The organism is Streptomyces sp. NPDC079141, from assembly GCF_040686775.1.
Lineage (GTDB): Bacteria > Actinomycetota > Actinomycetes > Streptomycetales > Streptomycetaceae > Streptomyces.
In genome coordinates this window covers 62,179-75,293 of record NZ_JBFBLP010000014.1, presented here as the reverse complement: position 1 = coordinate 75,293, position 13,115 = coordinate 62,179, and the positions used below count along the sequence as shown (strand labels likewise).

Here is a 13,115-nt window from a genome sequence, read left to right as displayed (position 1 = left end):
GCCCCTGCTTCCTGTATAGCCCCGTGAGGTGTCCCGTGTCCCCGCGTCGCAACCGACCCAAGGCCACCGGTGCGTCGGCCTCGTCCGGCCGGAGCGCCGAGGACGACCGGACCGGTCGCTACGGCGGCTGGCAGTCCTCGGAGCACTGGCAGGGCGAGGACTGGAACGTGCGGCACGTGGCGGGCGCGAGCGCGCAGGGCAAGTCGTACCGCTGCCCCGGCTGCGACCAGCTGATCCCGGACGGCGTCCCGCACGTCGTGGCCTGGCCCGACCACTCGGGCGTCGACGACCGCCGCCACTGGCACAAGGCCTGCTGGAACGCGAAGGACCGCCGCACCACGCGGGTGCAGCGGTCCCGGAACGCGCCGAAGTTCTAGACGTCTCGCTGTTGCAGCAGCGCGAACGCCCCGGCGAAGGCGGCGGCCGTCACGGCGGCGATGATCCACAGCGGGTCCCAGCCCGAGGGGCCGGTCTCGGTGAGGGAGTTGGCGTAGAAGACGCTCAGCTGGTTCGGGATCGAGTACTCGAACAGGGCCTGCTGGAGGTCCGCGAGCGACTCCGAGAACATGAACAGGGCGATGACCAGCGGGGCCAGCACCACACCGATCATGATGGTGATCGCGCCCGCCGAGTGCCGGATGATCGAGCCGACGACGAGCGAGAGCAGGCCGAGCAGCGCGATGTAGAGCGAGATGCCGACCGTGCCCTTCAGCCATTCCTCGCCGGTCGGCTCCTTGGCGCCGCTCAGCATGGACACGTCCACGAAGGCGACGAGCAGCGCCGACAGCAGCGTGACGGTGAACGCGACCGTGAAGAACACGATCGACTTCGCCGCCAGCACCCGCCCGCGGGACGGGCAGGCGGTCATCGTGGTCCGGATCATGCCGGTGCCGTACTCCGAGGCCGTGGTCAGCACGCCCAGCGTGATGATGCACATGGTGCCGAGCAGCAGCCCGAAGAAGCCGAACGACAGCGGGTTCTCGCTCGACAGGTCGGCGTCGGAGGCGTTGGCGGAGATCAGCGCCGCGGCGCCCAGACCGATGCCGACGACGAGCAGCACGAACACGCCGAGCGTCCACATCGTGGAGCGCACCGACTTGATCTTCGTCCACTCCGAGGCGAGCGCATGCCCCAGGTGCGTGCGCACGACCGGGATCGGCGAGGTGTAACCGGGGTAAGAAGCGCCGGGCGCCGCCTGCCAGTTCGGTGCGGCGGCCTGCGGCATCGGGGGCTGGGGCGTGCTCATCGGGCGTCCTCGGGCTTGGTCGTGTCGACGGCGGGGGCGGGTGCGGAAGCGGGGGCGGCAGGCTGGGCGTACGGGTTCGCCTCGGCGGCGGCAGGAGCGGCCGGGGCCGGAGGCGCGGCCGGAGCGGCGCCGGGCGCGGCCGGGGCGCCGTACGGGCCCTGCGGCGGCTGTCCCTGCGGCATCGTGAACGGCTGCCCGCCCTGCTGGGGCGGCGGCGGGGCGTACCAGCCGGGCTGGCCCTGCCCCGGCACCGGCATCGGCGGCTGCGCGCCGGGCGGCAGCGGCTGCTGGAGCCCCGCCTTCTGGTCGACCGTGGAGCGGTAGTCGACGGCGCCCTGCGTCATCCGCATGTACGCCTCCTCAAGGGAGGCCTGGTGCGGCGACAGCTCCCACAGGCGTACGTCCGAGTCGTGCGCGATGTCGCTGATGCGCGGCAGCGGCAGCCCCGTCACCCGCAGCGCGCCGTCCTGCTCGGGCAGCACGTGCCCGCCCGCCTCGGCCAGCGCCGTGGACAGCTTCTCGCGCAGCTGCGGCTCGGTGTCGGGCGTGCGCACCCGCGCGAAGCCGGCCGAGTTCGCCGCGATGAAGTCCTGCACGCTCATGTCGGCGAGCAGCTGGCCGCGCCCGATCACGATCAGGTGGTCGGCGGTCAGCGCCATCTCGCTCATCAGATGGGAGGAGACGAAGACCGTACGGCCCTCCGCGGCGAGCGATTTCATCAGGTTGCGCACCCAGAGGATGCCCTCGGGGTCGAGACCGTTGACCGGCTCGTCGAAGAGCAGCACCTGAGGGTCGCCGAGCAGCGCGGCGGCGATGCCGAGGCGCTGCCCCATGCCGAGGGAGAAGCCCTTGGAACGCCTGCGTGCCACGTCCTGGAGCCCGACGACACCCAGCACCTCGTCCACCCGGCGGGCCGGGATGCCGGACAGCTGGGCCAGGGACAGCAGATGGTTGCGGGCCGCGCGGCCGCCGTGCACAGCCTTGGCGTCCAGCAGCGCGCCCACCTGGCGGGGCGCGTTCGGCAGCTTGCGGTACGGGTAGCCGCCGATCGTCACCTGCCCCGCGCTCGGGTTGTCCAGGCCGAGGATCATCCGCATCGTCGTCGACTTGCCGGAGCCGTTGGGCCCCAGGAAGCCGGTCACGGAACCCGGCCGTACCTGGAAGGAAAGGTTGTACACAGCGGTCTTGTCGCCGTAGCGCTTGGTCAGGCCGACTGCCTCGATCATGCTCCGCACCCATCGAAAGGTTCAGGACAGCGGGGCACACGCCCCCGTAAGGGTTAGGAGGATATCCGGGCGCTGACGGTTCCCATCAAGACAAAGCAAAATCACCGATGGCTAGGCGTCCCTCTGCTTCAGCACCACATAGCCGCCCGCGAGCGCCGCGATCACCCACAACGCCATGATTCCGAGGCCGCCCCAGGGGCCGTACGGGGTGTCGTTGTCCACCGGCGTGACCACCTGCATGATCTTGCTGCCGGCCTGGTCGGGCAGATAGCGGCCGATCTTCTCGGTGGCCGAGACATTGCCGAGGATGTTGGAGACGAGGAAGAAGAACGGCATCAGGATGCCCAGCGACAGCATCGGCGAGCGCAGCATCGCGGCGACGCCCATCGAGAACATCGCGATGAGGGTCATGTAGAGGCCGCCGCCGATGACCGCGCGCAGTACACCCGGGTCCGAGATCGACGCCCTGTGCTCGCCCAGCATCGCCTGGCCCAGGAAGAAGGCCGCGAAGCTGGTGACCAGGCCGACCACCAGGGCCAGCGCGGCGGCCACCGCGATCTTGCTGAACAGGAACGTACCGCGCTGCGGCACGGCGGCCAGCGAGGTACGGATCATGCCGGTGCTGTACTCGTTCGACACCACCAGCACCCCGAACACGATCATCGCGAGCTGTCCGAGACTCGTCCCGGCGAAGCTGATGAAGGTCGGGTCGAAGGAGAGCCGGTCCTGCCGGCTCATGGAGTCGAACTCGTTCTTCGCCAGCGCCGAGATCAACATGCCCAGGGCGATGGTGACGACCACCGCGAGGGACAGCGTCCACACCGTCGACGCCACCGACCTGATCTTGGTCCACTCGGAACGGACGACCTGGGTCGTGGCCATGCTCAGTTCCCCTTCCAGCCGTCGCCCCACGGCTGCGGCTCTGGCGGTGCGTCGGTGTGCGCGTGGTACTCGACCGACTCCGCGGTCAGCTGCATGAACGCCTCCTCAAGGGAGGCCTGCTGGGGGCTCAGCTCGTGCAGCACGAGCTGGTGCTGCGCGGCCAGCTCACCGATGCGCTCGGACTTGCCGCCGTCGACCTCCAGCGTGCCGCTGCCCGTCTGTACGACCGTGATCCCGGCCCCGTGCAGGACGTCGAGCAGCCGCTCGCGCTGCGGGGTGCGGATACGGACGTAGGAGCGCGAGTTCTGCGCGATGAAGTCGGCCATGGAGGTGTCGGCGAGCAGCCGGCCCTGACCGATCACGACGAGATGGTCGGCGGTCAGCGCCATCTCGCTCATCAGGTGCGAGGACACGAAGACCGTACGGCCCTGCGCCGCGAGCGATTTCATCAGATTGCGGATCCAGTGGATGCCCTCGGGGTCGAGGCCGTTGACCGGCTCGTCGAACATCAGGATCCGCGGATCGCCGAGCAGCGCGCCCGCGATGCCGAGGCGCTGGCCCATGCCGAGCGAGAAGCCCTTGGCCTTCTTCCTTGCCACCGCCGTCAGGCCGACCGTGTCGAGCACCTCGTGCACCCGCTGCTTGGGGATGCCGTTGCTCTGCGCGAGACACAGCAGATGGTTGAAGGCGCTGCGCCCGCCGTGCACGGCCTTCGCGTCCAGCAGCGCCCCGATGTACGTCAGCGGGTCCTTCAGCCGGTCGTAGTGCTTGCCGTCGATCCGGACGTCACCGGCCGTCGGCCGGTCCAGGCCGAGCATCATCCGCATGGTGGTCGACTTGCCGGCCCCGTTGGGACCGAGGAACCCGGTCACGATGCCGGGTCTGACGGTGAAGGTGAGGTTGTTGACCGCCACCTTCTCGCCGTACCGCTTCGTCAGCCCCTCGACCTCGATCATGCGCCCACGCTAAAACGGGACAAAGCCCCCTGCCACCGGAGTGGCAGAGGGCTTTGCAGGTGTTCAGCGGCTGTACGCCCCGGCGTTACCGAGACTGCTGCGCCGGCACCCCACGGGAGATCGGCTCGTCCTCGGCCGGCGTGCCCGCGGCGGCCACGGCCGCACCGGTGAGGGTCGCCAGCATCTCGCGCACGTTCGTCAGCTGGGCGTTGATCGAGTCGCGGCGGTTGGTCAGCGCCGCGAGCTCGCGCTCGGATTCCGAACGGATGCGGTCGGCCTTGGCGTTGGCGTCGGCCACGATGTCCTCGGCCTGACGCTGCGCGGTCTCCACCGTCTGGCGGGCACGGCGCTCGGCGTCGGTGCGCAGCTTCTCGGCCTCCAGGCGGAGCTGCTCCGCGCGGTGCTCGATCTCCGCGAGGCGCTTCTCGGCCTTCTGCTGACGCGAGGCCAGGTCGCGCTCGGACTGCTCGCGGCGCTTGGCCAGGTTGGTCTCGAAGTCGGCGGCGGCCTGGGCGGCCTTGGCGCGGGTCTCCTCGAAGAGGGCGTCCGCCTCCTCGCGCTTGGACTGCGCGTCCTTCTGGGCCTCGGAACGCAGCTGAGCGGCGTCGCTCTTGGCCTTCTCGACGATCCGGACGCCCTCGTCCTCCGCCTTGGCCTTGCGCTCGGCCGCGAACGATTCTGCGTCGTTGCGGACCTGCTGGGCGGCCGACTCGGCGAGCTCGCGGTGCTGCTCGGCGGCGCGACGGGCCTCCTCGCGCAGATCCTTGGCCTCTTCCTCGGCGAGGCGGAGGATCTTCTCCACGCGCGCGCCGAGACCGGCGTACGACGGCTCCGCGTCGGTTACCTGGGCCTGGGCGTTCTGCGTTTCGAGGTGGAGCTCCTCGATGCGCTTTTCCAGAGCGGTGATGCGGGCGAGAGCGCTGTCACGGTCGGAGACGAGCTTGGAGATCCGTTCGTCCACCTGAGCGCGGTCGTACCCACGCCGCACAAGCTCGAAGCCGTAGGGGGAAGTGTCGCTCATGGGGTTCCTGTCGAATGAGACCGGTGAGGTGATAGGGGGAATCCTAGGGGCCGAAGCGGTGTGTCATCGAGCGGATACGTGTTTGATCTGGAGAATGACACCCCTTTTGAGTGGCTAACCTTGGGACGGCTTGCCAAAAACTCGGTCAAAGGCCCCAGACGGCACTGGAATCCGACCGGTCGGCTAGCCGTCCGACGCCTTGCCACCCGAACGAGGGGCTCCGACCGTGGCGCCCGCCTTGACGCCGCCGTCCTTGCCCGCCGACGGGGCCTCAAATGACTCCAACGCCTCCAGAACGTCCTGGACACGGGAGATCTCGGCGTTGATGTCCTCGCGCCGCCGGACCAGCACCTCCAGCTCGCGCTTGCCCTCCTCGACCGTGCGCTTCGCCTCACGGATCGCCTCGGCCTTGAGCTCCTCGGCCTCCTTGGTGAGCGAGGCCTTCTTCTGCTCGGCCTCCTTGAGCAGCCCCTCGGCCTTCTTCACCGCGGCGATACGGACCTTGCCGGCCTCGGAGTTGGCCTCCGAAAGGAGCTCCTTGGCCTTCGTCTGCGCCTTGGCCAGCTGCTCCTCGGCGGCCTTGATGAGCGCGTCGCAGCGGTCGCCGGTCGACTTCATCGTCTCCGCGGCCTCGCGGCGGGCCCGCTCGTGCAGGTCCTCGATCTCGCTGGTGATGCGGTCGCGCAGCTCCTCCGCGCGCTCCCTTATGGCGGTCGCGTCCCGGCGGGCGCCGACCAGCAGCTCGTCCGCGTCCGTACGGGCCTTCTCCACTCGGGAGTTGCCCTCGACCGTCGCCTCCGAGACCAGCCGGTCGGCCTCCTTGCGGGCCGCGCCGACCATCGTGTCGGCCTGGGACTCCGCGTCCGCGGTGGTCTTCAGCGCCTGCTTCTGCGCCTCGGTGAGCAGCTTGTCGGCCTCGGCCGTGGTCTCCGTGATGAGCGTGTCGACCTGCTCGGCCGCCTCCGAGCGCCGCTTGTTGGCGTCCTTGCGGGCCTCGTCGAGCGTACGCTCGGCCTCGTCGCGGGCGGCGGCGGTGACCCGCTCGGCCTCCGCCAGGGCATCGGACTTCACCCGCTCCGACTCGCTGCGGATCCGCTCGGCGTGCTGCTGCGCGGAGCCCACCGTCTCGGCGGCCTCGGCGCGCAGCCGCTCCGCGTCACCGGTGGCTTCCGAGAGCAGCTTGTCGGCCTTGGCGACCGCCTCGGCGCGCATCCGCTCGGCCTCGGCGACCGTTTCGGACCGCAGCCGGTCGGCTTCCGCGACCGTCTCCGACCGCAGTCGCTCGGCCTCGGCGACCGTCTCCGACCGCAGCCGGTCGGTCTCCGTGACCGTCTCCGTGGTGAGCCGCTCCGCCTCCGAACGCGCCTCGGTGATGAGGGTGTCCGCCTGCGTCGCCGCGTCCGACCGGATGCGGTTGGCGTCCTCGCGGGCGTCCGCCCGGGTGCGCGCCGCCGCCTGGTCGGCCTCGGCGATGGCGTCCGAGGCCTGCGTACGCACCCGCTGGGCGTGCTCGGACGCGTCCGAGCGCAGCCGCTCGGCCTCCGCGATCGCCTCCGACACCGTGCGCTCGGCCAGCGCCTTCGCGGCCTCCGTCTCCTCCGAGGCCTCGCGCCGGATCCGGCCGGCGTCCTCCGAAGCCCGCTCCCGCTCGGCATAGGCGTCGCCGCGGACCCGGTCGGCCTCCTCCTCGGCCTCGCGCCGGGTGCGGTCCGCCGCGTGCTCGGCGGCGCTGCGCAGCCCCTGGACCTCCTCCTGGGCCTGCTCGTGCAGCCCGGAGACCGAGTCGCGCACCTGCTGCGCGTGCTGCTCGGCGGCCGACACCATCTCGGTGGCGCGCCGGTCGGCCTCCTCGACCAGCCGGACCGCCTCGGTCTGTGCCTCCTCCACGCGCTTGCGTGCCGAGGCCAGCAGCTCCTCGCTCTGCTCGCGGGCCCGCTCGCGCTCCTGGTCGGCCTCCTGCCGGGCGGAGCCCAGGGTCTCCTCGGCCTCGCGCCGGCGCCGGACGGCCTCCTCCTGAGCGGCGGCCAGCGTCTCCGACGCCTCCGTCGCCAGCCGCTCCGCGGCGGCCTGCGCCTCGGCACGGACCCGGTCGGCGCTGTCCTGCGCCTCCGACTTCAGCCGCTCCGCCTCGGTCGCGGCCTCCGACCGCAGCCGTACGGCGACCGCCTCGCCCTCCGCGCGGGAGGCGGACGCGTCCGACGCGGCCTCGGTGCGCAGGCGCTCGGCCTCCGCCTCGGCCTGCTGCTGGAGCGTGCGGATCCGCTCGGCGGACTCCGCCCGCAGCCGCTCGGACTCCTCGGCGGCCTCGCGGCGGATCCGCGCGGCCTCCTCACGGGCGTCGGTCAGCGCCTGCTCGGCGGCGGCCAGCCGCTGCTCGGCCTCCGACTGGAGCCGGGTCAGCTCCTCGGCGGCCTCCGCACGGCGGGCCTCCATGGCCTGCTCGGTCTCCGCACGCAGCTCGCGCGCGGCCTGCTCGGCCTCGGCCGTGATGCCCTCGGCCTGCTCGACGACCTCGGCGCGGTGCCGCTCCGCCTCCTGGCGGGTGCGCTCCAGAGTCTCCTCGGCCTGCCGGCGCAGTGTGGTGGCGCGCTCGATGGCCTCGGTGCGGACCTTCTCGCTGTCCGCCGTCGCGGTCTGCCGCAGCTCGTCGGCGTCCGCCCGGGCCTTCGAGAGGAGTTCCTCGGCGGTCTTGGCCGCCTCCTCGATCTGCTGGACGGCCTCCTTGCGGGCCTCCGCGCGGATCTTCTCGCCCTCGGCGACCGCGTCGGCGCGCAGCTGCTCGGCCTCGCCGCGCAGCCGGCGCGCCTCCTCCTGCAGCTCGACCGTCTTGGCGCGGTACTCCTTGGTGTCGTCCTTCGCCGCACCCTTGAGCTGCTCGGAGATGTCGTGCGCCTCGGCCCGCAGCCGGTCCGCCTCGGCCTCCGCCTCCCGGCGGATCCGCTCGGCCTCCTCGGCGGCGGCCTTGGTGGTGTTCTGCGCGTCCTCCTGCGCCTTGTTGAGGACGTCCTCGGCGGTCTTGGCCGCCTTGGACAGCTGGGTCGCGCTCTCCTCGGCGGTGATCGTGCGGGCCTTCTCGGCGGCCTGCGCCAGCACCTTCTCGGCCTCGGCGCGGGCGTCCGCGACCAGCTGCTCGGCCTCGGCCTTGGTGGACTCGGCCTCCTTGGTGGCCTCGCTGACCAGCCGGGCGACCTGCTCCTTGGCCGTACGCGTGCGCTGCTCGTTGGCCGACTCGGCGCTCGACAGCGTCTTGGTGGCGGCCTCCTTGGCCTCGGCGAGCAGCTTCTCCGACTCGGACTGCGCCTTGCGCAGCGCCTCCTCGGCCTCGGTCATACGCTGCTCGGCGGAGCGGCTCAGCTCCTGCGCCTGGCGGCGGGCCGCGTCCGACTCGGTCACCGTGGAGCTGCGCAGCTGCTCGGCGTGGTCGGTGGCCTCCTGGGCCTGGTTGGAGGCGGCGTTCAGCAGCCGCTCGGCGTCGGTGCGGGCCCGGCGCAGCAGCTGCTCGGCCTCGGCGCGGGTGGCCTCGGCGTCGCTCTGCAGGCGCTGGCGGGCCTCCGCGGTCAGCCGCTCGGCCTCGGCCCGGGCCGCGGCCATGGCCTGCTCGGCCTCGGCACGGGACTCGTCGAGGAGCCGGCGGGCCTGGGACTCGCTGCGGGCACGCAGCTGCTCGGCCCAGGCGACGTTCTCGTTGACATGGCTCTCGACGGTCTGCCGGCGCTCGGCGAGCTCCTGGTCGAGCTGCTGGCGGCGGGTGACCGCCTCCTGGTGCAGCTCCGCCTGGAGCCGCGCGGCCTGCTCGGCGTGCTCCTGGAGGATGCGCTGGGTCTGCGCGCGGGCCTGGCTCAGCTCGCGCTCGGCGTCCTGCCTGAGCTGATCGGCCTGGATCTGCGCGTTCCGCAGCAGCTGTTCGGCCTGATAGCCGATGTCACCGCCGCCGAAGTCGGGCCTGGACATGATGGTGCGCCGCGCCTCGTGCAGCTTGGCGCGCAGCACCTCGACCTGGTAGCCGAGGTCCTCGGCGTGCTGGATCGCCTTTTCCCGCTCGGTCTTCAGCCGCTCCATCTCGGCCTCGAACCGAGAGAGGTGGTCGACGTCAGCCGCCGGCTCTCGCTCCTGGCGTTCGTAGCCCCGCACTGCGCGGTCCCATCCGTCCCCTGGTCGCAAGTCTCTCCATACGAGCTCCGTCCATCCGCCGAACGGGGCCCCCGGGGAATGGTGTCAGATCAACGGCGGAGCATGGGCTGCTGCCCCGACGCTCGTCCCCCGAAACCCGGACCCCGGCCCGCGATCGCGCGCCCGAGAGCGACGACCGACCCCAACCCTACCGGCCCATATGTACGAGGGTCAGTGCTCAGGTGACTCAACGGGCGCCGAAGTGACCAGTTCTGTCAGTACGCCATGGCAATCCTTGGGGTGCAGAAAGGTGATCCGTGACCCCATGGAACCGCGTCGCGGCTCCTCGTACAGGACGCGTACGCCCTTGCCCTTGATCTCCGCGGCCTCCCCGTCGACGTCCGCCGTGCCGAAGGCGATGTGGTGCACACCCTCGCCGTTCTTGGCCAGCCACTTGGCGACGGTGGAGTCCTCGCGGGTGGGTTCCAGCAGCTGGAGGTAGGAAGCCCCGCCGTCGGACGTATCGTTGATCTTGAGCATGGCCTCGCGTACGCCCTGCTCCTCGTTGACCTCGGAGTGGAACACCTCGAAGCCGTAGGTGGCCCGGTAGAACTCGACGGTCCTGTCGAGGTCGAAGCAGGCGATCCCGATGTGGTCGATTCGCGTCAGCATGCTGTTAGTGCAGCGCTCCGGAGGTGGTTACGCAACGTGCCAGCGATCACACCGACAGCCCGGTGACGGCACGGAGTGCCATCAGTACATTCGAAGTAAACCCTCGTTCACTCCTCGGCTGTGCAGGCTGGAAGGGGATCGCACGACATGTCTTCTGCAACTTCCGTGATCGTCGCGGGCGCTCGGACGCCCATGGGACGACTGCTCGGCTCGCTCAAGTCCTTCTCGGGGGCCGACCTCGGCGGCTTCGCGATCAAGGCCGCCCTCGACCGTGCGGGAATCGGCGGCGACCAGGTGCAGTACGTGATCATGGGCCAGGTCCTCCAGGCCGGGGCGGGGCAGATCCCGGCCCGCCAGGCCGCGGTCAAGGCCGGCATCCCGATGAGCGTCCCGGCGCTCACCATCAACAAGGTGTGTCTGTCCGGCCTCGACGCCATCGCGCTCGCCGACCAGCTCATCCGCGCGGGCGAGTTCGACGTGGTCGTCGCGGGCGGCCAGGAATCCATGACCAACGCCCCGCACCTGCTGCCCAAGTCCCGCGAGGGCTTCAAGTACGGCGCGGTGCAGATGATCGACGCCATGGCCCACGACGGTCTGACCGACTCCTTCGAGGGCATCGCCATGGGCGAGTCGACGGAGAAGCACAACACGCGCCTCGGCATCCAGCGCCCGGAGCAGGACGAGATCGCCGCCCTGTCCCACCAGCGCGCCGCCGCCGCCCAGAAGAACGGCATCTTCGAGGCCGAGATCACCCCGGTCGAGATCCCGCAGCGCAAGGGCGAGCCGGTCGTCTTCAGCAAGGACGAGGGCATCCGCGCCGAGACCACCGCCGAGTCCCTGGGCAAGCTGCGCCCGGCCTTCTCCAAGGACGGCACGATCACGGCGGGCACGTCCTCGCAGATCTCCGACGGCGCGGCCGCGGTCGTCGTGATGAGCAAGGCCAAGGCGCAGGAGCTGGGCCTGGAGTGGATCGCGGAGATCGGCGCCCACGGCAATGTGGCCGGCCCCGACAACAGCCTCCAGTCGCAGCCCTCCAACGCCATCCTGCACGCCCTGAAGAAGGAGGGCCTGGAGGTCTCCGACCTCGACCTGATCGAGATCAACGAGGCCTTCGCCGCCGTGGCGGTGCAGTCAATGAAGGACCTCGGGGTGTCCACGGAAAGGGTGAACGTCAACGGCGGCGCCATTGCCCTCGGCCACCCGATCGGCATGTCCGGCGCGCGTCTCGTCCTGCACCTCGCCCTGGAGCTGAAGCGGCGCGGCGGCGGTGTCGGCGCGGCCGCCCTGTGCGGTGGCGGCGGTCAGGGTGACGCGCTGATCGTGCGGGTACCCAAGGCCTGACCTGTCTTTCTCTACGAGAACGGAGCTGTGATGCAGGACGTCTCCACACTGGTGGCCCAGGCCAGGGAAGGCCGGCCGCGGGCCGTGGCCCGGCTGATCTCCCTGGTGGAGGGGGCGTCTCCGCAGCTCAGGGAGGTCATGGCGACGCTCGCCCCGCTCACGGGCAACGCGTACGTCGTAGGACTGACCGGCTCGCCGGGTGTCGGCAAGTCGACATCCACCTCGGCCCTGGTCACGGCCTACCGCAAGCAGGGCAGGCGGGTCGGCGTCCTTGCCGTCGACCCGTCCTCGCCCTTCTCCGGCGGTGCGCTGCTGGGCGACCGGGTCCGGATGTCGGAGCACGCCTCCGACCCCGGGGTCTACATCCGCTCGATGGCGACGCGCGGCCACCTCGGCGGCCTCGCCTGGGCGGCCCCGCAGGCCATCCGCGTGCTGGACGCGGCCGGCTGCGACGTGATCCTGGTCGAGACGGTCGGCGTCGGCCAGTCCGAGGTGGAGATCGCCTCGCAGGCGGACACGAGTGTGGTGCTGCTGGCGCCCGGCATGGGCGACGGCATCCAGGCGGCCAAGGCCGGAATCCTGGAGATCGGCGACGTGTACGTCGTCAACAAGGCGGACCGTGACGGCGCCGACGCCACGGCCCGCGAGCTGAACCACATGCTGGGCCTCGGTGAGTCCCGCGGCCCCGGCGACTGGCGCCCGCCCATCGTGAAGACGGTCGCCGCGCGCAGCGAGGGCATCGACGAGGTGGTCGAGGCGCTGGAGAAGCACCGGGCCTGGATGGAGGAGCGGGGCGTCCTCACCGAGCGCCGCCGCGCCCGCGCCGCCCGCGAGGTGGAGACGATCGCGGTCACCGCCCTGCGCGAACGCATCGGCGACCTGCACGGCGACCGGCGCCTGAGCACGCTCGCGGAGCGGATCGTGGCGGGCGAGCTGGACCCGTACCGCGCGGCGGACGAACTGGTGGAGGGGCTCACGCGGGGCTGACGCCCGGCCGGCCGAGTCAGTCGTCGTCGCCGTCGTCCTGGGTGACCTTGCCCGTGCGGGCGTCGACCGTCCACTCGCCCTTGGCGGTGTCCACGCTCCACACCGTGGTGCGGTCGTCGTCGTCCAGGTCGACGTCGGTCACCGTGCCGTTCGAGGTGACGGCCTGGGCGGCCTCGCGGGCGTCCACGCTCGTGCCCTTCAGGGCGGCGCGCGCCTCGCGGACGTCGTCATCGTCGTCGCGGTCGGTCTCCGTGCCGAGGACCTTGCCCGTCGTCGGGTCCACGTGGACCGTGTACGAGGTGGTGCCCTGGCCGAGGATGTCGACCTCCCAGCCGCGGAAGCCGTGGTCCCCGTCGTCGTCACCGTCGTCGTCCCGGTCGTCGAGGTCGGCGGAGACGGCCGTGCCCGGCTGGGACTTCAGGGCGGCCTCGATCGCCTGGGCGGCGGTCACCTTCGCGGTGCGCGTCTCGCTGACGTCGTCGCGGTCGTCCTTGCCGTCGTCGCGGTCGTCGTCGTGCACCGTGGTCGTCGTCGGGGCCGTCGTCCGCGCGTCGTCGTCGCCGTCCGCGAAGGCGACCGCGGTGCCACCGCCCACCAGGGCGGCCGCGGCGACGGTGGCGATGACGAGGTTGCGCTTCATGAGGTCCTCCAGGGAGTTCGGCGAGCGATCCGCT

General features: G+C 71.4%; 11 protein-coding genes. 3 read left to right on the top strand and 8 right to left on the bottom strand.

The window, feature by feature from the left end; translation table 11 throughout:
- Positions 1-35: 35 nt before the first annotated feature.
- Positions 36-377 (top strand): ATP/GTP-binding protein, encoded by a 342-nt coding sequence (locus AB0Q90_RS30645; RefSeq protein ID WP_363163226.1) that lies wholly within the window; start codon positions 36-38, stop codon positions 375-377.
- On the opposite strand, the gene AB0Q90_RS30640 is transcribed toward AB0Q90_RS30645, so the two are convergent.
- From AB0Q90_RS30640 to mce, 7 genes are all read right to left on the bottom strand, one after another.
- Positions 374-1,246, bottom strand: a complete 873-nt coding sequence (locus AB0Q90_RS30640) for an ABC transporter permease (RefSeq protein ID WP_363163225.1) — start codon at positions 1,244-1,246, stop codon at positions 374-376. The two genes, AB0Q90_RS30645 and AB0Q90_RS30640, sit on opposite strands and share 4 nt — an antisense overlap.
- Positions 1,243-2,472 (bottom strand): ABC transporter ATP-binding protein, encoded by a 1,230-nt coding sequence (locus AB0Q90_RS30635; protein ID WP_363163224.1) that lies wholly within the window; start codon positions 2,470-2,472, stop codon positions 1,243-1,245. The genes AB0Q90_RS30640 and AB0Q90_RS30635 overlap by 4 nt, the downstream gene beginning before the upstream one ends.
- Before the next feature lie 111 nt (positions 2,473-2,583).
- The gene (locus AB0Q90_RS30630; protein WP_363163223.1) at positions 2,584-3,354 is read right to left on the bottom strand and encodes an ABC transporter permease; all 771 of its coding nucleotides are present in this window, start codon (positions 3,352-3,354) and stop codon (positions 2,584-2,586) included.
- A 2-nt stretch (positions 3,355-3,356) separates the two neighbouring features.
- Complete coding sequence (locus AB0Q90_RS30625; protein ID WP_363163222.1) at positions 3,357-4,310, bottom strand: ABC transporter ATP-binding protein; 954 nt, start codon at positions 4,308-4,310, stop codon at positions 3,357-3,359.
- Positions 4,311-4,395: 85 nt separating this feature from the next.
- Positions 4,396-5,331, bottom strand: coding sequence for a cellulose-binding protein (locus AB0Q90_RS30620; protein ID WP_363163221.1), 936 nt, complete (start codon positions 5,329-5,331; stop codon positions 4,396-4,398).
- Positions 5,332-5,514: 183 nt separating this feature from the next.
- Positions 5,515-9,462 (bottom strand): polarized growth protein Scy, encoded by a 3,948-nt coding sequence (scy, locus tag AB0Q90_RS30615; protein ID WP_363163220.1) that lies wholly within the window; start codon positions 9,460-9,462, stop codon positions 5,515-5,517.
- A 210-nt stretch (positions 9,463-9,672) separates the two neighbouring features.
- Positions 9,673-10,113: a methylmalonyl-CoA epimerase gene (gene mce, locus AB0Q90_RS30610; protein ID WP_363163219.1), complete on the bottom strand. Its 441-nt coding sequence runs from the start codon at positions 10,111-10,113 to the stop codon at positions 9,673-9,675.
- Positions 10,114-10,260: 147 nt separating this feature from the next.
- On the opposite strand from mce, the gene AB0Q90_RS30605 reads away from it, so the two are divergent.
- Both AB0Q90_RS30605 and meaB read left to right on the top strand, forming a co-directional pair.
- A complete protein-coding gene (locus tag AB0Q90_RS30605) occupies positions 10,261-11,454 on the top strand; it encodes an acetyl-CoA C-acetyltransferase (protein ID WP_363163218.1) in 1,194 nt (397 codons plus the stop codon).
- A 30-nt stretch (positions 11,455-11,484) separates the two neighbouring features.
- Positions 11,485-12,441, top strand: a complete 957-nt coding sequence (gene meaB / locus AB0Q90_RS30600; protein WP_363163217.1) for a methylmalonyl Co-A mutase-associated GTPase MeaB — start codon at positions 11,485-11,487, stop codon at positions 12,439-12,441.
- A gap of 16 nt (positions 12,442-12,457) precedes the next feature.
- Here the strand turns inward: meaB and AB0Q90_RS30595 are convergent, their stop codons facing one another.
- Positions 12,458-13,081, bottom strand: a complete 624-nt coding sequence (locus AB0Q90_RS30595) for a PepSY domain-containing protein (RefSeq protein ID WP_363163216.1) — start codon at positions 13,079-13,081, stop codon at positions 12,458-12,460.
- Between the last annotated feature and the right edge of the window lie 34 nt (positions 13,082-13,115).

Bases quoted from the DNA above. Each gene is read 5' to 3' on its own strand.
- AB0Q90_RS30620 (WP_363163221.1), bottom strand. From the start codon at position 5,331: ATGAGCGACACTTCCCCCTACGGCTTCGAGCTTGTGCGGCGTGGGTAC.
- AB0Q90_RS30595 (WP_363163216.1), bottom strand. From the start codon at position 13,081: ATGAAGCGCAACCTCGTCATCGCCACCGTCGCCGCGGCCGCCCTGGTG.
- meaB (WP_363163217.1), top strand. From the start codon at position 11,485: ATGCAGGACGTCTCCACACTGGTGGCCCAGGCCAGGGAAGGCCGGCCG.
- AB0Q90_RS30640 (WP_363163225.1), bottom strand. From the start codon at position 1,246: ATGAGCACGCCCCAGCCCCCGATGCCGCAGGCCGCCGCACCGAACTGG.
- AB0Q90_RS30630 (WP_363163223.1), bottom strand. From the start codon at position 3,354: ATGGCCACGACCCAGGTCGTCCGTTCCGAGTGGACCAAGATCAGGTCG.
- AB0Q90_RS30635 (WP_363163224.1), bottom strand. From the start codon at position 2,472: ATGATCGAGGCAGTCGGCCTGACCAAGCGCTACGGCGACAAGACCGCT.
- mce (WP_363163219.1), bottom strand. From the start codon at position 10,113: ATGCTGACGCGAATCGACCACATCGGGATCGCCTGCTTCGACCTCGAC.
- AB0Q90_RS30605 (WP_363163218.1), top strand. From the start codon at position 10,261: ATGTCTTCTGCAACTTCCGTGATCGTCGCGGGCGCTCGGACGCCCATG.
- AB0Q90_RS30625 (WP_363163222.1), bottom strand. From the start codon at position 4,310: ATGATCGAGGTCGAGGGGCTGACGAAGCGGTACGGCGAGAAGGTGGCG.